This window comes from Achromobacter aegrifaciens, assembly GCF_902859735.1.
Lineage (GTDB): Bacteria > Pseudomonadota > Gammaproteobacteria > Burkholderiales > Burkholderiaceae_B > Achromobacter > Achromobacter aegrifaciens.
Genome location: NZ_CADIJY010000005.1, coordinates 486,654 through 504,938 on the forward strand (window position 1 = coordinate 486,654; position 18,285 = coordinate 504,938).

Below are 18,285 nucleotides of genomic sequence, written 5' to 3' on the forward strand. Positions count from 1 at the left end.
GTCTCAGTCCAGCGTTACGCCCGTGTCGGCGTTCAGCTTGAGGATGATCGGAAGATAGGTCTGGTACTCGGCCAGGGCTTCGTCGGGCAGGTTCCCGATCGGTTCCAGGTCCATCGCGAGCAGCCTGTCGCGGACCTCGGGGCTCTGCACCGTAGCGCTGACCTCGCGACCCAGCCGCTCGACGATGTGTGCGGGCGTTTGGGCCGGGGCCAGTAGCGTCGTCGGTGCAATGGCCCGGTAAGCGTCATCGTCGTAGCCCGATTCGGCCATGCTTGGGACGTTCGGCAGGCTGCTGATCCGCTTGCTGCCGAGTACGGCCAGGGCCCGTATCTTGCCGGTGGCAAGGGGCTGCTTGAGCGTGAACACGGAGGCCAGGGCAACGTCGATCTGGCCGCCAAGCAACGCCGTCATGATCGGCAGTTCGCCCTTGTAGGGTACGTTCAGGATGTCGATGCCGTAGGTCTTGTTCATGTAGTGCTGAATGAGGTGCGGCGTGGAGCCTGGTCCCCACGATCCCATTCGGAGCGCGCCTGGTTCCTTTCTTGCATACGCGATCAGCTCATCGATGTTCCTGACGGGTAACGCACTGTTGATCACGATCACTCCCGTACCCTTGGCGATATCGGAGACCGGCCGCAACTCGGTGCGCGGATCGTAGGGCAGCTTCTTGAAGAGCACCAGGTTGGCGGTGATCGGGGAGGCCAGCGTCAACAGCAGGGTGTAGCCGTCCGGGGCTGATTTGGCGACGTAATTGGTCGCGATGATGCCGCTTGCGCCAGGCTTGTTCTCCACGAGCACGGGCTGGCCGAGCCGCTTGCCCAGGCCTTCGGCAACCGAGCGTGCGATGGTATCGACCTGCCCGCCGACCTGGTAAGGCACGATCAGATGCAAGGGCCTGGTTGGATAGTCGGTCTGGGCGCGCGCGGACAAGGGCAGGATAGCCAGCGCGGCGGCAAGCAATCCGACCCGTGTGGCAACCGCCGCCAGCGCTTGGGCAGCGGGTTTCCAGTACAAATGTTTGTTTTGATTCATGGCCACTCTCCTTGCGCCGCAAGAGGTGGCTATCGGCGTCCATGCCTAGGCCTGTGTTGGGGCGGTGCGGCAATCTTGGACTGTGGGCGCCGGTCCGCAAACTGCAAATTCCGCATGTACATATGGGAAATACACAGGGCGCGCGCAGCGCAGGTGGGTCGGGAAGGGTTTTCGCCGCCTCTTCAACGCGAGGCGGTCGCCAGCCGCACGGCCAACCCGACAAACACCAGCGCGGCGATCCGGTTCAACCAGCGCTTGGCCGTCACCGAACGCTGCAGCAGTTCCCCGAACGCGCCCGAGAAGAACGCGATGGCGCCGAACACCAGCAGCGTGGACACCATGAACACCGCGCCCAGCTGCATGGTCTGCAAGCCCACGCGGCCCAGCGCCGGTGAGGTGAACTGCGGCAGGAAGGCGAAGAAGAACAGCAGGACCTTGGGATTGGTCAGGTTCATCACGATGCCGCGGCGATACAGCGCACCGGGCTTCATGGGTTCGGGGCGCTTGCCGTCCTCGGGTTCGACCGGCGCGCGCAGGATCTGCCATGCCAGATAGGCCAGGTAGGCGGCGCCCGCAAGCTTCAGCACGGTGAAGGCCATGGGCGAGGCCGCGAACACGGCCGCCAGCCCAACGGCCACGGCGGCCGTATGCCCCAGCAGCCCCGTGCACAGCCCCAGCACCACGAACATGCCGGCCTTGCGTCCCCAGATGGCGGATTGCATCAGCACGAACAGGTTGTCCGGCCCTGGAGTCAGGGCCAGCAGGACGGCAATGCCGAAGAATGCGATCAGGGTGTCGATGGGCAGCATGGGGTTCGCCTGGAACGGTTCGACCGGCTTCGGAAGGCCGGAAGTGGCATCATAAAGGGAAAGACGTGCCCATCATGCATGCCGCATGCGTCCCTGGCGGGGCGTGTGCGACCCGATCAGGAGAGACAACCGCCATGCCACCATCCGCCATGCCGCATTCCCCGCAGCCCTTGCAGGCCGCCGACGCACGCCCCGATGCCGCGCTCGAGGCGTGGCTGCATGCGCGCCACAGCTGCCGCGCCTTCCTGCCCGAACCGGTCGGGCGCGGCACCATCGAGCGCATCCTGGATCTGGCGCAGCGCGCCGCGTCCTGGTGCAACTGCCAGCCCTGGCAGGTGACGATCACGGAAGGCGCGGGTACGGAACGCTTGCGCGACGCGCTGCAACGCCGCGCGGAACAGTCTGGCTTTACGCCGGATTTTCCGTTTCCGCGCGAGTATCAGGGCGAGTACCTGGCCCGTCGGCGCGAATCAGGCTTCCAGCTGTATGGCGCGGTCGGCGTGGCGCGCGGCGACCGCGAGGCATACCGCCGCCAGGAAATGCGCAATTTCCAGCTGTTCGATGCGCCGCATGTGGCCATCATCACCACCGACGAGGCGCTGGGCGAATACGGCGCGATGGATTGCGGCGGCTATGTGGCCAATTTCCTGCTGGCGGCCCAGGCCAATGGCGTGGCGACCGTCGCCCAGGCATCCCTGGCCATGTACCCGGAAGTGCTGCGCGAGGAACTCGGCATCGCCGCGGACCGCCGCGTGGTCTGCGGCATTTCCTTCGGTTATGCCGACACGGCGCACCCCGCCAACAGCTATCGCACCAGCCGCGCCCCGCAATCCGAAACCGTTACCTGGATCGGCGAATAGGGACAGGCTGCGCCTGGCCTGATATGGTTCATCCTGATCGCTTTTATTCCGCCCCTGTCCATACGCAAGCCGTCCACTGAAGATGCCCACCAAACACATCGATACGCTTCTGCAGCACGCAGGCACCGCCCCGTTCAACCCTGAAACCGGCACGGCGCCGGTGCCCCTGCCGCCGATGCGGGCCAGCACGGTGCGCTTCGAGAACCTCGCCGCGCTTGAAAAGGCCCAGCGCGACAAGGCGGCAGGCGGCCGCGCCTCCACCTACGGGCGCATGGGCATGGACACGCATGCGGCGCTGGAAGAAGTCTTCACCCAGCTCGAAGGCGGTACGCATTGCTACCTGGCGTCCTCGGGCCTGTCGGCGATGACCATGGTCATGATGGCCCTGTGCTCGGCCGGCGACCACGCACTGATCTCGGACTGCGTCTATGGTCCGATGCGCGAACTCGACGACGCGGTGCTCAAGCGCATGAACATCGAGATCACCTACTTCGCGGCTGGCGAGGATCTCGACGCGCTGGTGCGTCCCAACACCAAGCTGCTGTACGTGGAGTCGCCGGGATCGCTGTTGTTCGAGATGCTGGACATGGGCGCCATGGCCGCTTTCGCGCAGAGCCACGGGCTGGTGCTGGCCACCGACAACACCTGGGGTTCGGGCTACATCTACCGTCCGCTGACGCTGGGCGCGCAGGTGTCTGTCATCGCCGGCACCAAGTACGTGGGCGGGCATTCGGACCTGATGCTGGGCGCCGTCGTCACCAATGACGAACAGATAGCCCGCAAGCTCAACCGCACGCAGTACGCCATGGGCTATTCGATCAGCGCGGACGACGCCTGGCTGGCCTTGCGCGGCGTGCGCACCATGCCCATCCGCATGGCCCAGCATGCGCGCCATGCCTTGCAGGTGTGCGAGTTCTTCAAGAGCCGTCCCGAGACCGTGCGCCTGTTCCACCCGGCCTGGCCGCAGGATCCCGGCCACGCCCTGTGGCAGCGCGATTGCACCGGCTCCAATGGCATGCTGTCCGTCGAGCTGCGCCTGTCGCCGGCGGCGGCGCGCGTGTTCGTGGATTCACTGACGCTTTTCGGCATCGGTTTTTCCTGGGGCGGCTACGAAAGCCTGGTGCAGCTGGTGTCGGGCAAGGACCTGGCCAAGCACCGCTACTGGGGCGAAGGCGACAACGCCCTGGTGCGGCTGCATATCGGCCTGGAATCGCCGGACGACATCATTGCCGACCTGACCCAGGCGCTGGAAAAAGCCGCGGCCGTCCAGGGCTGAACGACGCAAGGCGCGGGGGCCTCAGGCGGCCGCGCTACGTATCCACGCGCCGATGCGCGCGGCGATGTCGTCGCTGTTGTCGTCCATCATGGGCATGTGCGAATTGCCGGCAATGCCCATGTCGGCCAGGCGCCAGGTTTGTACGCGGGCGCCTTGGCGCGCCAGCTCATCGGCATAGGCCTGGCCGGTGGCGCACAGCTTTTCCCAAAGCGGCGTCGCGTCCAGGTAGTCGCCATAGACGAACAGAAAGGGCTTGTCCGCCACGGCTTGGGCCGTTACCTCGGACGAGTAGCCCGAGGGTTCGATGCCGATGACGCCGCGCACCAGGTCCGGCCGCGCATGCAGCGCGCGGTAGGCGACTTCGCCGCCGTGGCTGTGCGCCATCACCAGGCAAGGTCCGACGCGGTCGAGCACCGCGCAGAATCCCCGTAGGGCCGCATCGTTATTGCCCAGCCAGCGCGGTACCGCGTGGCGGATGAATTCGTCGAACGCGGCGACCGGAAAGCGCTGCCCTTCGAACGCGCTTCGCGCCGCGTAGTCTTCGGCGCGGCCGAAGCGGAACAGCGTCCAGCTTTCCTCGGCATTGCGGATGATGGGCGGCTCGGGCCAAACCTGTGTGAACGGGGCCCAGCCTGCGCGGCCACGCTCGACGTTGTCCACGACGTACACCGCATGTCCCTGCCGAAGAAAGTGCTGCATCCAGCCGGGCCTGCCGTCGGGCGTCTGCTCCCACATCGCGCCCGTCATGCCGCCGCCATGCAGCAGCACGATGGGCAGCGGATGCGCCAGGCGCGCCGGGATGAAGTACTGCACGTAGGCCTGCTCGAAGTGATACAGGCCGTTGGCGTCATACGCCAGCGATGCGCTCTGCGTGAAGGCGATCTCGCGCTGCGGCAGGCCGTCGATACGCACCTGCCGCCCGCCCGCGTAGAAGCTGCCGAAGTCGGCCAGGGCCACTGCCTCGGGCGGCGCTTGCGTCATGGCTTGACCAGAGGGCATTGGCTTTCCGACAAGGGCCAGGCCAGCGCCGCGCCAGGAATGTTGCGCACGATGTTGTAGTAGTCCCAGGGCGCCTTGGACTGCGCCGGCGTCTTGACCTGTGCCAGCATCATGTCGCGCACCACCAGGCCGTCTTCGCGGATGCGCGCGTTCAGGCTGAACGGGTCGTCGATGGGCAGCGATTTCATCTTTGCCATGACGGCATCGGCGTCCACCGTGCCTGCCGCCTTCACGGCTTGCAGGTAATGGCGCACCGAGCCGTAGACGCCTGCCTGCAGGAAGGTGGGCGGACGCCCCACGCGGGCCTCGAACTTCTTGGCGAAGGCGCGCGTGCCGTCGTTCATGTCCCAGTAGGACGGCACGGTCAGGTAGGTTTTCTGCGCGGCTTGCAGGCCCAGGCTGTGCACGTCGGTGATCAGCAGCAGCATGGCCGCCAGCTGCTGCGCGCCGCCGATGCCGAATTCCGCGGCCTGCTTGATGGCCGAGATGGTGTCGCCGCCCGCGTTGGCGATGGCGATGATCTGCGCCTTGGAGGCCTGCGCCTGCAACAGGAAGGATGCGAAGTCCGACGCGTTCAGCGGGTGGTAGACGGTGCCGACGACCTCGCCGCCGTTGGCCTTGACCACGGCCTCGGTGTCGGCCGCCAGCTGCTTGCCAAAGGCGTAGTCGGACGCCAGGATGAACCAGCGCTTGTTGCCCTCGTTGACCACGGCGGTCGCGGTGCCGCGCGACAACGCGTAGGTGGTGTAGGTCCATTGCACGCCGTAGGGCGAGCACTGCGCCTGGGTCAGCGCGGTGGTGCCAGGACTGGAGAACAGCACCAGTTTCTTCTTGTCGCGCGCGATGCCCTGCACCGCCAGCGCGACCGACGAGTTGGGCACGTCCACGATCACGTCCACGCCGTCGGTGTCGTACCACTTGCGCGCCATGCCGCTGCCGATGTCGGGCCGGTGCTGGTGGTCGCCCGAGACCAGCGAAATCGGCTTGCCCAGCAGGGTGCCGCCCATTTCCTCGATGGCCAGGCGGGCGGCTTCGACCGAGCCGCGGCCGGTGGCGTCGGCGGTGACGCCCGCCATGTCCGTGAGTACGCCGATCTTCACGCCGTCGGTTTCGTTGGCTTGCGCCAGGCCGGCGGCCAGCGCCAGGCACAGGCCCAGCATCGCGCGTTTGCGCGGGAATCGCTGCTTCATTTGTCTTCCACCCATTGTGTGCCGCTGTTGCGGCGATTTGTTGTGCGGAAAGTGTAGCGCGGGCTCGGGCGGGAACCGCAAAGAAAAACGCCCCGGCCGGCAGGCTCGGGGCGTTCGGGATTCCGGCTGGAAAGTATCAGTTGCGCGCCAGCGGGATCAAGCGGGTCACTTCCTTCAGCGCGCCTTCGTAGCTGTTGCCCGCCATTACCGGCGAGGTCATGAACTTGCCGCCGACGGCGAACGACGGAGTGCCGTCGATGCGGTAGGCGTCGGCCAGCTGGGTGGCGCGCTGCACCTGCGTCTGCACGCTGAACGAATCGAAGACCGAGTCGAACTTCTCGCGGTCCACGCCCTGCGTGGCGATCCATTCGCCCATCGCCTTCTTGTCGAACAGGCGCTTGTGCTCGCCGTGGATGGCGGCAAAGACCTTGGGGTGCAGATCCGGGCGGTCCAGGGCGAGCAGCGTGTAATAGAGCTGCTGCAACGGCTTCATGCCGGCGTTGAACGCGATCGGAACCTGCTTGAGCACCACGTCCGGCGGCGCGGTCTTGGCCCAGTCTTCAACCATGGGCTCCATGGCGGCGCAGTGCGGGCAGGTGTAGGCGAAGAATTCCAGGACCTCGATCTTGCCCGGGGTGTCCGACGGCAGCGGCGGATTGATGGCGATGGACTGCTGCGTGCCTTGCGCGTGGCTTGCCGGGCTGAAGAATGCCGTGGCGGTCAGCGCGGCCGCGGCCAGGATGCGGATTATCTTGGGGGACAGCATGGATGAGAGGTTCCTGAGTAAAAAGTTACAGACAGGCCCGGGGCCGGATAAGTTCAATGCTTGCGCGCGCGGCGGCCCACATTACTGGCGCACCACCGCGGTTTCGATCTTGTTCTCGCCCAGGCGGCCGCGCGCCCGGTTCATGTCGTCCAGGCGGGCAAAGGGCCCCACCCTGACCCGGTTGATGGGCTTGCCGTTCACTTCGGCCTTTTGCACCGCCACCGGCAGGCCCAGCAGGATGATGCGGGCCTTGAGGGACTCCGCGTCGTTCTCGCCCCGGAAGGCGCCGGCCTGCAGGTAATACGTGCCGTTGGCCGCGGAGGCGGTGGCGGCCGGCTTGGGAGCCGGCGCGGGCGCAGCGGCGGGGGCGGCCTTGGAGATAGGCGTGGGCGCCTGGCTGGGGGCGGCGGACGGCGCGGCCGAAGCCGCGGCGGGCGCCTTGGACGTAGGCAGGGTGGCGATCAGCGCGCCCAGGTCGTCCAGCTTGGCGGGGGTGTCGTCGCCCTTGGAGGCGGTGGGACCCGTGGTCTGGCCGGTACCGGCTCCAGGCAGCGGCGCGGGCGCTGTGGCGGTCGGGCCGGTGGACGGCGTGCCGGCGCCGCCGTCGCGGCCGTACAGGCCGGCGTTGGGGTCCGGCGCCTGGCGCGGATCCGGCAGCTTGCCGTTGTCGCCCTGGCGGCTGGCCCGGTCGACGAAGGGCACTGGCGCCTTGGTGACGTAGAAGGCGACGACGGCGGCCACGATCAGGCCGATGAGCAAGCCGGCCAGCGCGCCGTACAGGGTGCTGCCGCTTTCGCCGGAGGAACGGCGGGTGGTTTTGCGCTTGGTTGCCATGAACCGATGTTACATCCGCTCGGGCGCCGATACGCCCATCAGCTCCAGCCCGTTGGCCAGCACCTGGCGCGTGGTCGAGGCCAGGCGCAGGCGGGCCAGCTTCAGGGCCGTGTCGTCGACCAGCACGCGCTCGGCGTTGTACCAGGCGTGGAAATCCGAGGCGCAGTCGCGCAGCCAGAAGGCGATGTGGTGCGGCGACAGTTCCTGCGCCGCCAGCGCCACCACGTTGGGGAATTCGGCCAGGCGCTGCATCAGCGCGAATTCGGTCGGCGCGGTCAGCAGCGCCGCGTCGGCCTGGGCCACGTCGGCGGCCGGCATGGCGGCGTTGTTGATGACCGAGCAGATGCGGGCGTGCGCGTACTGGATGTAATAAACGGGGTTCTCGTCGCTCTTGGACAGCGCCAGGTCCACGTCGAACACGAATTCCGTGTCGGCGCGGCGCTGGATCAGGAAGTAGCGCACCGCGTCGCGGCCCACCCAGTCGATCAGGTCGCGCATGGTCACGTAGCTGCCGGCGCGCTTGGAGATCTTGACCTCTTCGCCGCCGCGCATGACCTTGACCATCTTGTGCAGCACGTAGGCCGGGTATTCCTTGGGGATGCCCTCTTCCAGCGCCTGCAGGCCGGCGCGCACGCGCGCCACGGTGCCGTGGTGGTCGCTGCCCTGGATGTTCACGGCGCGATGGAAGCCCCGCTCCCATTTGGCCTTGTGGTAGGCCACGTCCGGCACGAAGTAGGTGTAGCCGCCTTCGCTTTTGCGCATGACGCGGTCTTTGTCGTCACCCGTGCCCAGTTCGGTGGTGCGCAGCCACAGCGCGCCACCTTCCTCGTAGGTGTGGCCGCCGGCGATCAGCGCCTTGACGGTCGCTTCGACGCGGCCGGAGGTGTAGAGCGAGCTTTCCAGGTAGTAATTGTCGAATGCCAGGCCGAAGGCCTGCAGGTCCAGGTCCTGTTCGCGGCGCAGATAGGCCACGGCGAAGACGCGGATGTCGTCCAGGTTGTCGACGTTGCCCGTGGCGGTGACGTCCACGCCATCGGAGTGGACGGTCGCGCCGGCCTGGAAGTCGCGCGCGATGTCGGCGATGTAGTCGCCCTTGTAGCCGTCGGCGGGCCACTCGGGGGAATCGGTCGTCAGGCCGCGGGCGCGGGCCTGCACGCTGATGGCCAGGTTCTGGATCTGGTTGCCGGCGTCGTTGTAATAGAACTCGCGGGTGACGTCCCAGCCGATGGCGTCATACAGGCGGCAGATGGCATCGCCCAGTGCGGCCTGGCGGGCATGGCCCACGTGCAGCGGGCCGGTGGGGTTGGCCGACACGAATTCGACCAGGATCTTCTCGCCGTTGCGCGGCGCGCGGCCGAAGGCGGCCCCCTGCTCGGCCACGGCGGCGATGACGGCCTGGCGCGCGGCGGCGGTGATGCGCAGGTTGATGAAGCCGGGGCCGGCGATTTCAGCGGACTCGATCAGGCTGGCGGCGCCGGGTTGCGCCATCAGGGCGTCGACGATGGCCTGGGCCAGTTCGCGCGGGTTGCGGCGGGCCGGCTTGGCCAGCTGCATGGCCACGTTGGTGGCGACGTCGCCGTGGGCGGCGACCTTGGGGCGCTCCAGCAGCACATTTGCCACGGCGTCGGGCAGGCTTTGCGCGACGGCGGCCTGGATCAGGGAGATAAGCTGTTTTTGTTGCTCGAGGAGCATGGGCGTCTGGAGAAGTTCTGAGTTAGTGACGGACGCGCCCGCACAGGCCGGACCTGTCGGGCGGAGCGGACAGGGGCGGCGTAGCCGGGCGGACCGCGCGCGCCGGATTCATGGCCGCGTCAGGTCCCGCTGTCACGGGAATCTCCTGAATCATAGCTTGATTTGGCCATCGGACCGGCCTGCGCCAGGGGCGCGGACGCGGCGGCGGCAGGTCCGGGGGGACGGATGGGGCCGGTCCATCGGGCCTGCTGCCCCGGGCCAGTTGGCAGCCCCCTGGTGTTGCGGTAGTGTATGTAAGTAATCAATGTGGGAGACTGGAATATGCTGATCACCTTTCATTCCAAGGTCGTGGCCGAGGTTCTGATGCTGACCGACCATGCCGGCGCGCTGCTGCTGGCGGCCGGCAAGTCCTTCAAGGACAAGATCCCGGAGCGCGGCGTTTTCACCGTCGAGCAGCTGGGGCCGGCCATCAGCGGCATCGAGCGCGCGATCGACGAATACCAGAGCGCCCATGACGGCTCCGAGGAAGAAGACGAGGACAAGGCCCCGGCCTCGCCCATGGCCCGCATGGTGGGCCTGAAGGAACGCGCCTTTCCCCTGCTGGACATGATGCGCCAGTCCTTGGCGGCAAACGCCGAAGTCACCTGGGAGGTGTCGCGCGGCTGGTAAGCCGGCGAGCCCAATGTCGCCGGGCGGACAATCTGCGCGGCGTTTTTTGCCTACCCTACTCGCCTGACGCCACCCCAAGGAACCCTGACATGCGCAGCGACATCACCATCGTTTTCGACTCCCGCCGTTCGCTTGACCTCTCGGCCAGCGTCGAGCCCTCGCCGCAGCGCCAGAGCGATGCGCGCGACTGGTTCGACAGCGCCTGGGAAACGCTGGGTTGCGAACCGCTGCGTCCCAGCGGCAAGGTCCTGCTGCTGGACAAGGTGCTGGGCGTGGCCGACGCGCTGGGCTACGACACCCTGTCCACCGACGAAAAAGAGGCTCGCGAGTTCGCGGAGCACCTGGCGCTGGCGCTGGAACGCCCGCGCATCACGGTGGATTTGCCGGGGCTGACGGTAGGTTACTGAGCGACCCGGCCTCATCTCCAAGCAAAACTGCCCCCGTAGGGGCAGTTTTCATTTGAGCCGGTCCCGCAGGCGGGACTAGCGGATGCCAGCCCGCATGAAAGATTGCACGAACTGCCGTTGGAACAGCAGGAAGGCGATCAGGAGCGGCGCCGCCGACATCAGCGTTGCGGCCGTGATGACCGACCAGTCGATGCCCTGGTCGGTGGACGAGAACACCTGCAGGCCCACCGTCAGCGGCCGCGATTCGACCGAGTTGGTGATGATCAGCGGCCACAGGAAGTTGTTCCAGTGGTGGCTGACCGATACCAGCCCGTAGGCCACGTAGATCGGCTTGGCCAGCGGCACATAAACCTTCCAAAGCACCTGAAGCGCGTTGGCGCCTTCCATGCGCGCGGCTTCTTCCAGTTCGCGCGGCACCGTCTTGAAGGTCTGGCGCAGCAGGAAGATGCCGAAGGCGGATGCAAAGTAAGGCAGGCCGATGGCGAACACCGTGTCGCGGATGCCCAGCTGGCTCATGGAGCGGTAGTTTTCCACCAGCAGCACGTCCGGCATGATCATCAGCTGCAGCAGCACCAGCATGAAGACGAAATCACGGCCGCGGAACTCGAAGCGCGCGAAGGCGTAGCCGGCCAGCGTCGACAGCACCAGTTGCGCCGCCAGCACCATGGTGACCAGCAGGAAGGTATTGAGGAAATAACGCGGGAACGGCGCCGCGTGCCAGGCGCGCACGAAGTTGTCCAGCGTCAGCGGGGCGAACAGGTCGAAGCGGGTTGCGTAGGCGGGCGGATGGAACGCCGCCCACATGGCATAGGCCAGGGGCAGGATCCACAGCAGGCCGAGCGCCCAGGCGCCCAGGGTATCGAGCTTGTCTTTCATTGATAGTGCGTCCTGCGGTCCAGCCAGCGGAACTTGACCAGCGCGGTCAGCGCCAGCACCACCAGCAACACGACGGTCAGCGTGGCGGCGTAAGCCGTGTCCCAGAAACTGAAACCCACCTGGTAGATGTAGTACAGCAGCAGCGTGCTGGCGTTATCCGGCCCGCCGCGCGTCATGACCACGACGTGGTCCACCAGCCGGAACGCGTTGATCAGGGCATTGATCAGCACGAAGAGGGTGGTGGGCATCAGCAGCGGCCACAGGATGCGGCGGAAGTACTGCCAGCGCGACGCGCCTTCCAGCATCGCGGCCTCGCGCAGCGACGGCGATACTGTCTGCAGGGCGGCCAGGTAGAAGATCATGAAGAAGCCGGACTCCTTCCAGACCGTCACCAGCATCAGCGCGGGCAGCGCGGTCTCGCGGTTGCCCAGCCAGTTGGGGCCTGGCGAGCCGAACAGCTGCATCACCTGGGCGATCAGCCCGTACTGCGGCGTGTAGAAGAACAGCCAGATGTTGGCCACCGCAACCATGGGCAGCACCGTGGGCGTGAAGTAGGCCATGCGCAGGAAACCGCGACCGCTCAGGTTGCGGTTGACCCATAGCGCCATGATCAGCGCGATGCCGATGGACGTGGGGATGGTGCCCAGCGCGAACCACAGGTTGTTCCACAGCGACTGCCAGAACACCGGGTCGTCGAGCATGACGGCGTAATTGTCCAGCCCCACGAAGCGCGCGGGGCGCGCGCCCTTGGGGGTGGAGAAAAAGCTGTGCCATAGCGTCGCCACCGCCGGGTAGTGCGTGAAGGCGGCGAGCAGCACGATGGCTGGCAGCAACAGCAGCCAGCCATAAAGCGCGTTTAAAGAGCGGCTCATCGTGCTTGTCGGCTTTACTTGTAGGGACGCAGTATGCGGTCGGCCTCGCGTTGCGCGTCGGTCAGGGCCTGTTGCGGCGTCTTGGAACCGGTCAGGGCCGCCTGCAGGGCGTCGTTCAGGGTCTTGGTGACGCGCTGGTTTTCATGCGTGGAGAACTCCGCCACGCTGACTTCCAGCTGGTCGCGCGCGACCGCGGCGGCCGGCACTTCCTGCGCGTACTTCTTCATCTTTTCGGTCTGCCAGGCGGCCGGGGTTACGGCCACGTAGCCCGTGGCGATGCTCCAGTCGGCGGCGCGCTCGGGCGTGGTGACCCATTGCGCGAACTTCAGCGCGGCCTGCTGCTGCGCCGGCGTGCCGCTCTTGAAGATATAGAAGTTGCCGCCGCCGGTCGGGCTGCCGCCGCGCTTTTGCTGCGGCATCATGGCCACGCCGAACGGGAAGTCCGCGTTCTTGCGGATGTTGGTCAGGTTGCCTGTCGTGGTCCAGACCATGGCGGCCTTCTTTTCCAGGAAGTCCTTGGGCGTGGTGCCCCAGTCGATGGTGCCGGTCGGCATGATCTTGTGCTTGGCCGAGAGGTCGCGCCAGAACTGCGCGGCTTCCACCACCGCGGGCTTGTCCAGGTAGACCTCGTTGCCGGCCTCGTTCATCAGGATCGCGCCGTTGGGCGTGGTCAGCGCCTGGAACAGCCAGTAGGCGAAGGCGCCGCCCGAGGGGATCTCGATGCCCCACTGCGTGGTATTGCCGGAGGCGTCCTGCTTGGTCAGCTTCTTGCCGTATTCGACCAGTTCGGCCCAGGTCGCCGGCGCGCGCTCGGGATCCAGCCCCGCGGCCTTGAACAGGTCCTTGTTGTAGTACATGACGATGGTCGAACGCTGGAACGGCACGCCCCAGGTATGGCCGCCGGTGCGGCTGTTCTGCATGAAGGCGTCATAGAAGCCGCCCAGCCACTTCTTGTCGGCGTCGCTCTTGGCCAGGCTGTCGATCGGGACGATGGCGTCCTCGTCGATCAGCGTGAACATGTCGGTGGACAGCAGCACCGCCAGCTGCGGCGGCGTGCCGCCCTTGAGCGCGGTCAGCGCCTTGGCGATGGAGTCCTGGTAGGAGCCCGCGTAGATCGGCTTGATCTTGATGTCGGGATTTTCCTTCTGGAAATCCGCCACCATGTCGTCGACGATCTTGGTGATCGGGCCGCCGACCGCGACGGGGTAATAGAACTCCACCTCGACGGGCTTGTTCTGCGCCTGCGCAGGCAGCGACAGGCAGGCGGCGGCCAGGCTGGCGGCCAGGGTTTTCAGTACGATGCGACGCATGTTGGTTTCCTTTCCTGTGTACGGGCCCTAGCGGCCAGCGGAGTTGATGACCGCCGAATCGGCGGCAAAGAAGTGCTGCTGGCCGTCCTGCCAGGACAGGCCCAGTGTTTCGCCCGTGCCGGCGCGCAAGTGACCGCCCACGCGCACGGCCACGCCGCTGGTGTCGCCCACGCGGCAGACCACGATGGAGTCCGCGCCGAAGTACTCCACGCTTTCCACGGTGGCGGGAACGCCGTTGGCGTCGATGCGGATGTGTTCGGGACGCACGCCCAGCTTCACGGCGCCCGCGGGAGCGCCGGCGATGGCGCGGCTCTGCGTGCCGGCGATGATGGTGGCGCCCTGCGCGGAGCTCAGGCCGATCAGGTTCATGGGCGGCGTGCCGATGAAGCGCGCGGCGAATTCGGTGGCGGGCCGCGCATACAGGCCGTCGGGCGTGTCGTGCTGTTCAATCTTGCCGCCGCGCAGCAGCACTACCTGATCGGCCATGCTCATGGCTTCGGTCTGGTCGTGCGTCACGTAGACCATGGTGATGCCCAGGTCTTGCTGCAAGGCGCGGATCTCGCGGCGCATTTCATGGCGCAGCTGCGCGTCCAGGTTGGACAGCGGTTCGTCCATCAGGCACACCGGCGCTTCGGAGATCACGGCGCGGCCCAGCGCCACGCGCTGCTGCTGGCCGCCCGACAATTGCGAGGGCTTGCGGTCCAGCAGATGGTTCAGGCCCAAGAGGCCAGCCACGCGTTGCAGGCGGCGGTCGTAGTCGCGCGCGGGCTCCTTGCGCACCTTGAGACCGAACAGGATGTTCTCGCGCACCGACAGGTGCGGAAACAGGGCGTACGACTGGAACACCATCGAGATGCGGCGCTTGGCAGGCGGCAGCTGGGTGACGTCGCGGTCGCCGATGTGGATGGTGCCAGAGGTCGGCGTGTCCAGCCCGGCAATCATGCGCAAGGTGGTGGATTTGCCGCAGCCGGACGGGCCAAGCAGGACCGTGAAGCTGCCGGCGGGAACCGTGAAGCTCACCCCATGGATCGCGGCGGCGTTGCCATATTGTTTGGTGAGATTATCCAGAACGATGGATGACATGCTGTCTCGAAGATCTAATAGTTAGATCCGCATTGTTGCCTGTTATGAAAACCTTTTCATTGTGCAGCGCAAACATGACGGATGTATGGCAGGACAAACTTTCGTAGTCTAGGGCCTCAGGCAAAGGGGTACGGGCCGGGGTATTCCCCAATGACCGCGTGGTGCGTGACCAGGTTCTTGCCTTGCCACCAATGCAACTGATAACCCGGCGGTTCCATGATGTATTGCAGCGTCGGCCGCGGCCCCAGTTCCAGCGCAAGCTGATGCGCGGTGCCTGGACAGGTGGACGCGATGGTGCCGCCGAAGCGCTGGAAGATCGTGCGGTGCAGGTGGCCGCAAAGCACGCGCTCCACGTTGGGAAAGCGCGCCACGATGCGTTCGAGCTCGGGCGCGCCAGCCAGCAGGCCAATGGCGTCCATATGTTCGATGCCCGTCAGGAAAGGCGGATGGTGCATCAGAACCAACGTGGGCCGGTCGGGCTGTTCGGCCAGGCGCGCGGCCAGCCAGTCCAGGCGGTCCTGGCAGAGTTCGCCATGGCTCTTCATGGGCACCACCGTGTCCAGCGCCAGCATGCGCAACGGATAGGTCTCGATGGCGTATTGGATGAACGGGCTTTCGCCTTGCAGATAGCCGTGGTCGGGGAAGGCCGCGCGCAGCTGGGCGCGGTCGTCGTGGTTGCCGGGCAGCAGGAAATACGGAATCTCCAGCGCCTGCAAGTGGTCGCGCAGAACTTGGTATTCGTGCGGGCGGCCCAGGTCAGTCAGATCGCCCGTGATAAGGACGCAGTCGGGGCGCGGGGTCAGGGCATTGAGCGCGCGCACCGCGGGCGCCAGGAACGCCGCCGGATCGATGATGCCGTAGGCCTTGTCGCCCGGGGTGCGCATGTGCAGGTCGGTGATTTGTGCGATGAGCATGACGCATGTACCGAAGAATAGTGTTGTAGGAAAAGACCTCAGCGGCGCACCGGCGCGGCGGTGCCGCCTACGACGATGCAGTGCGGCAGGCGGTCCGAATGCGGCGGTTGGCCCTGGATCTGCGCCAGCAGGTTCGAGCAGGCCGTCTCGCCAATGCCGTCGCTGGGCTGGGCTACGGTGGTCAGGGGCGGCGTCAGCAAGGCGCCAAAGCGCATGCCGTCGAAGCCGCACACCGAGATATCGGCGGGCACGGATAGCCCCAGGCCCACCAGGTCCGCGATGACGGCCGTGGCCAGCAGGTCGTTGGAACAGAACAAGGCGGTGGGCGCCTGCTTGCCGCGCAGCGCAGCCTTCAGGGCATCCAGGTCGCTGCCCGTGTGCGAACTCATGGAGATGTGCTGGATGTCGTCCAGGCCCAGGCGCTTGGCGCAGGCGCGCGCGCCCGTCAGCCGGCGGCGGGCGCGGTCCGATGCAGTCAGCGGGCCCGTGACCAGCGCGATGCGGCGATGGCCCAGCGCGGCCAGGTGGGCCACCATGTCGCTGGCGGCGGCGCGATTGTCGACCGACGCGAAGGGATGGGCACCGGACTCGTTGTAGACCAGCACGTAGGGTATGCCGGCATGGTCCAGGTCATCCAGCGTGGCGCTTTTGGCGGCGTCGGCGACCGTCAGGATCAGGCCGTCGACCTGATGGTCCATCAGGCCCTGGACCGCGGCGGATTCCACCGCAGGATCGTAGCCTGTGGCGGTCAGCATGACGCTGTAGCCCGATTCCCGCGCGCGCCGTTCCGCGCCTTCGAAGCACTCGGCGAACACGGGATTGGATAGCGTGGGCAGTATCAGGCCGATGGTGCGCGTGCTGCCTGAACGCAGGCTGCGGCCCACGCGATTGGGCCGGAAGCCCGCGCGCTTGGCGACGTTGCGGATATGTGCGAGCGTGTCGGGATGAACGATCTCGGGCTGGTTGAACGCGCGCGAAACCGTTGCCGGGGAGACCCCGGCCTTGCGGGCCACTTCAATGATGGAAAAGCGGGGCGACGAGCGCGAGGCCATGGCGGGAGTGCTGCCGAGATTCGTGAAAACGATTTCATATTACTCGACAAATATGACCTTTGTATTGCACGGGTTTGCGCTATGCTGATGCCGACGCAACAATAAATTGCCATGGCGCGGCATGCGATTTCCCCGGGAAAAAGCGGCTTTTTCGGTGTTTATCCCAATTGACGCAGCGCGCACAATGGCTGGAGTCGGTCCATCCGAACTGCGCGGCAATATGCCGCGCATAAAGGCGGATCCTCGGTCAAAGGGGACCGGGTGCGTATTTAGCTGCCGTGCGACACGCGCGGTACCGGTAAAGAGGAAAGGACCATGTCTACTGCCTTGAACAGACTTGGCGCGCTGGAAGCCGCGCGCAAGCTGCAACGGCGCGAATTGACTGCAGAGCAATTGGTGCGCGCATGCTTTGCGCGCATCGAGCAACGCGAAAGCACCATCCACGCCTGGACCGCGCTGCAAAAGCAGGCCGCGCTGGATCGCGCGCAGGAATTGGACCGCGGCGCGCTGCGCGGCGTGCTGCATGGCCTGCCCATGGGCGTGAAGGACCTGTTCGACACCGTCGACCTGCCCACGCGCTATGGCTCGCCCATCTATGAACGCCACCATCCGGGCCTGGACGCGGCCTCGGTGGCGCTGTGCCGGGGCGCAGGCGCGATCGTCGTCGGCAAGACCGTGACGACTGAATTCGCCACCTATTTGGCAGGCCCCACGCGCAATCCTCGCAACGAAGCCTACTCGCCCGGCGGTTCGTCCAGCGGTTCGGCCGCGGCGGTGGCCGACGACATGGTGCCCTTCGCATTGGGTACGCAGACCGCGGCTTCCATCATCCGCCCTGCTTCCTATTGCGGCATCGTGGGCTTCAAACCCACCTTTGGCAGCATTTCCCGCGCGGGCGTCAAAAGCCTGGCGGAGTCCCTGGACACCATCGGCGGTTTCGCGCGTTCGGTGCCGGACGTGGCATTGTTTGCTTCCGTCCTGATGCGCGATCCGCGCATGCTTGATCTGGCCTATGACGGCAAGCCGCGTATCGGCATGTACCGCAGCCTGCAATGGCGGCATGCGCTGCCCGAAACCAAGGAAGCCTACGCGCAGGCCGCGGCCATCCTGTCGCGCGCCGGCGCCGTGGTCGAAGAATTGCCGCTGCCGCCCGAGCATTGCGTTCTGGTGCAGCTGCATGCGGACATCATGGCGTTTGAAGCTTCGCAGGCGCTGGCCTACGAGCGCCTGGAGCATGCGGCGCAGCTCAGTCCCAAGATCCAGGCCATCCTGGAAGCGGGCTCGCGCATCACCGCTGAAGAACACCAGAAGAACCTGATGCGCGTCGCCGAGTCGCGCGCGCGCGTGGACACGTGGTTCGACAAGTACGACGTGCTGCTTGCGCCCAGCGCCAGCGGCGAGGCGCCGTTCGCGGACCTGGGTACGGGCGATCCGCAGTTCTCGCGCGCGTGGACGGTATTCGGCCATCCTTCCCTCAGCCTGCCCTTCGCCACCGGCCCGCAGGGCTTGCCCGTCGGGTTGCAGCTGGTCGGCGCGCGCTATAGCGACCACCGCACGCTGGCAATCGCCGCTTGGGTCCATCAGCGGCTCCTTGCGGCCACCGCGCCAGATATCGGCGCGGCCGACATCTGGCCACGCGGATAA

At 66.4% G+C, this 18,285-nt stretch carries 18 protein-coding genes; 5 read left to right on the forward strand and 13 right to left on the reverse strand.

What is annotated here, in order from left to right:
* Positions 1–3: 3 nt before the first annotated feature.
* Entirely contained in the window at positions 4–1,032 is a 1,029-nt protein-coding gene (locus HV766_RS18370) for a Bug family tripartite tricarboxylate transporter substrate binding protein (protein ID WP_082401086.1), read from the reverse strand.
* Positions 1,033–1,214: 182 nt separating this feature from the next.
* The gene (locus HV766_RS18375) at positions 1,215–1,841 is read right to left on the reverse strand and encodes a LysE family translocator (RefSeq protein WP_054455611.1); all 627 of its coding nucleotides are present in this window, start codon (positions 1,839–1,841) and stop codon (positions 1,215–1,217) included.
* A gap of 134 nt (positions 1,842–1,975) precedes the next feature.
* Here HV766_RS18375 and HV766_RS18380 point away from each other — a divergent pair, with 134 nt between their 5' ends.
* The gene (locus HV766_RS18380; protein WP_054455609.1) at positions 1,976–2,701 is read left to right on the forward strand and encodes a nitroreductase; all 726 of its coding nucleotides are present in this window, start codon (positions 1,976–1,978) and stop codon (positions 2,699–2,701) included.
* 82 nt (positions 2,702–2,783) lie between these two features.
* A complete protein-coding gene (gene metC, locus HV766_RS18385) occupies positions 2,784–3,977 on the forward strand; it encodes a cystathionine beta-lyase (protein ID WP_166738306.1) in 1,194 nt (397 codons plus the stop codon).
* Positions 3,978–3,998: 21 nt separating this feature from the next.
* On the opposite strand, the gene HV766_RS18390 is transcribed toward metC, so the two are convergent.
* The 5 genes from HV766_RS18390 to argS all read right to left on the reverse strand — a co-directional run bounded on the left by HV766_RS18390 (position 3,999) and on the right by argS (position 9,458).
* Positions 3,999–4,976, reverse strand: coding sequence for an alpha/beta hydrolase (locus HV766_RS18390; protein WP_175181655.1), 978 nt, complete (start codon positions 4,974–4,976; stop codon positions 3,999–4,001).
* Positions 4,955–6,166, reverse strand: a complete 1,212-nt coding sequence (locus HV766_RS18395; RefSeq protein WP_119449842.1) for an ABC transporter substrate-binding protein — start codon at positions 6,164–6,166, stop codon at positions 4,955–4,957. Before HV766_RS18395 ends, HV766_RS18390 begins: the two co-directional genes overlap by 22 nt.
* A gap of 136 nt (positions 6,167–6,302) precedes the next feature.
* Complete coding sequence (locus HV766_RS18400; RefSeq protein WP_054455603.1) at positions 6,303–6,932, reverse strand: thiol:disulfide interchange protein DsbA/DsbL; 630 nt, start codon at positions 6,930–6,932, stop codon at positions 6,303–6,305.
* Positions 6,933–7,013: 81 nt separating this feature from the next.
* Entirely contained in the window at positions 7,014–7,766 is a 753-nt protein-coding gene (locus tag HV766_RS18405) for an SPOR domain-containing protein (RefSeq protein ID WP_175181656.1), read from the reverse strand.
* A gap of 9 nt (positions 7,767–7,775) precedes the next feature.
* Positions 7,776–9,458 (reverse strand): arginine--tRNA ligase, encoded by a 1,683-nt coding sequence (gene argS, locus HV766_RS18410; protein ID WP_175181657.1) that lies wholly within the window; start codon positions 9,456–9,458, stop codon positions 7,776–7,778.
* A 321-nt stretch (positions 9,459–9,779) separates the two neighbouring features.
* Between argS and HV766_RS18415 the strand changes: the two genes are divergently transcribed.
* Together HV766_RS18415 and HV766_RS18420 are read left to right on the forward strand one after the other, a co-directional pair.
* Entirely contained in the window at positions 9,780–10,127 is a 348-nt protein-coding gene (locus tag HV766_RS18415; RefSeq protein ID WP_054455597.1) for a DUF1840 domain-containing protein, read from the forward strand.
* An 89-nt stretch (positions 10,128–10,216) separates the two neighbouring features.
* Positions 10,217–10,534, forward strand: coding sequence for a hypothetical protein (locus HV766_RS18420; RefSeq protein ID WP_054455595.1), 318 nt, complete (start codon positions 10,217–10,219; stop codon positions 10,532–10,534).
* A gap of 75 nt (positions 10,535–10,609) precedes the next feature.
* On the opposite strand, the gene HV766_RS18425 is transcribed toward HV766_RS18420, so the two are convergent.
* The 6 genes from HV766_RS18425 to HV766_RS18450 all read right to left on the reverse strand — a co-directional run bounded on the left by HV766_RS18425 (position 10,610) and on the right by HV766_RS18450 (position 16,641).
* Positions 10,610–11,410: a carbohydrate ABC transporter permease gene (locus HV766_RS18425; protein ID WP_042795754.1), complete on the reverse strand. Its 801-nt coding sequence runs from the start codon at positions 11,408–11,410 to the stop codon at positions 10,610–10,612.
* A complete protein-coding gene (locus HV766_RS18430) occupies positions 11,407–12,282 on the reverse strand; it encodes a carbohydrate ABC transporter permease (RefSeq protein ID WP_054455593.1) in 876 nt (291 codons plus the stop codon). Before HV766_RS18430 ends, HV766_RS18425 begins: the two co-directional genes overlap by 4 nt.
* Before the next feature lie 14 nt (positions 12,283–12,296).
* Positions 12,297–13,592, reverse strand: a complete 1,296-nt coding sequence (locus HV766_RS18435; protein ID WP_054455591.1) for an ABC transporter substrate-binding protein — start codon at positions 13,590–13,592, stop codon at positions 12,297–12,299.
* A gap of 27 nt (positions 13,593–13,619) precedes the next feature.
* A complete protein-coding gene (locus tag HV766_RS18440; protein WP_175181658.1) occupies positions 13,620–14,675 on the reverse strand; it encodes an ABC transporter ATP-binding protein in 1,056 nt (351 codons plus the stop codon).
* A 116-nt stretch (positions 14,676–14,791) separates the two neighbouring features.
* On the reverse strand, positions 14,792–15,589 hold the full coding sequence (locus HV766_RS18445) for a phosphodiesterase (protein ID WP_175181659.1): 798 nt from the start codon (positions 15,587–15,589) through the stop codon (positions 14,792–14,794).
* A gap of 38 nt (positions 15,590–15,627) precedes the next feature.
* Positions 15,628–16,641 (reverse strand): LacI family DNA-binding transcriptional regulator, encoded by a 1,014-nt coding sequence (locus tag HV766_RS18450; protein ID WP_088143668.1) that lies wholly within the window; start codon positions 16,639–16,641, stop codon positions 15,628–15,630.
* A 315-nt stretch (positions 16,642–16,956) separates the two neighbouring features.
* Here HV766_RS18450 and HV766_RS18455 point away from each other — a divergent pair, with 315 nt between their 5' ends.
* Positions 16,957–18,285, forward strand: a complete 1,329-nt coding sequence (locus tag HV766_RS18455) for an amidase (protein ID WP_054455583.1) — start codon at positions 16,957–16,959, stop codon at positions 18,283–18,285.

Coding starts and splice junctions, on each gene's coding strand:
- HV766_RS18370 (WP_082401086.1), bottom strand. CDS start 1,032: ATGAATCAAAACAAACATTTGTACTGGAAACCCGCTGCCCAAGCGCTG.
- HV766_RS18375 (WP_054455611.1), bottom strand. CDS start 1,841: ATGCTGCCCATCGACACCCTGATCGCATTCTTCGGCATTGCCGTCCTG.
- HV766_RS18380 (WP_054455609.1), top strand. CDS start 1,976: ATGCCACCATCCGCCATGCCGCATTCCCCGCAGCCCTTGCAGGCCGCC.
- metC (WP_166738306.1), top strand. CDS start 2,784: ATGCCCACCAAACACATCGATACGCTTCTGCAGCACGCAGGCACCGCC.
- HV766_RS18390 (WP_175181655.1), bottom strand. CDS start 4,976: ATGCCCTCTGGTCAAGCCATGACGCAAGCGCCGCCCGAGGCAGTGGCC.
- HV766_RS18395 (WP_119449842.1), bottom strand. CDS start 6,166: ATGAAGCAGCGATTCCCGCGCAAACGCGCGATGCTGGGCCTGTGCCTG.
- HV766_RS18400 (WP_054455603.1), bottom strand. CDS start 6,932: ATGCTGTCCCCCAAGATAATCCGCATCCTGGCCGCGGCCGCGCTGACC.
- HV766_RS18405 (WP_175181656.1), bottom strand. CDS start 7,766: ATGGCAACCAAGCGCAAAACCACCCGCCGTTCCTCCGGCGAAAGCGGC.
- argS (WP_175181657.1), bottom strand. CDS start 9,458: ATGCTCCTCGAGCAACAAAAACAGCTTATCTCCCTGATCCAGGCCGCC.
- HV766_RS18415 (WP_054455597.1), top strand. CDS start 9,780: ATGCTGATCACCTTTCATTCCAAGGTCGTGGCCGAGGTTCTGATGCTG.
- HV766_RS18420 (WP_054455595.1), top strand. CDS start 10,217: ATGCGCAGCGACATCACCATCGTTTTCGACTCCCGCCGTTCGCTTGAC.
- HV766_RS18425 (WP_042795754.1), bottom strand. CDS start 11,410: ATGAAAGACAAGCTCGATACCCTGGGCGCCTGGGCGCTCGGCCTGCTG.
- HV766_RS18430 (WP_054455593.1), bottom strand. CDS start 12,282: ATGAGCCGCTCTTTAAACGCGCTTTATGGCTGGCTGCTGTTGCTGCCA.
- HV766_RS18435 (WP_054455591.1), bottom strand. CDS start 13,592: ATGCGTCGCATCGTACTGAAAACCCTGGCCGCCAGCCTGGCCGCCGCC.
- HV766_RS18440 (WP_175181658.1), bottom strand. CDS start 14,675: ATGTCATCCATCGTTCTGGATAATCTCACCAAACAATATGGCAACGCC.
- HV766_RS18445 (WP_175181659.1), bottom strand. CDS start 15,589: ATGCTCATCGCACAAATCACCGACCTGCACATGCGCACCCCGGGCGAC.
- HV766_RS18450 (WP_088143668.1), bottom strand. CDS start 16,641: ATGGCCTCGCGCTCGTCGCCCCGCTTTTCCATCATTGAAGTGGCCCGC.
- HV766_RS18455 (WP_054455583.1), top strand. CDS start 16,957: ATGTCTACTGCCTTGAACAGACTTGGCGCGCTGGAAGCCGCGCGCAAG.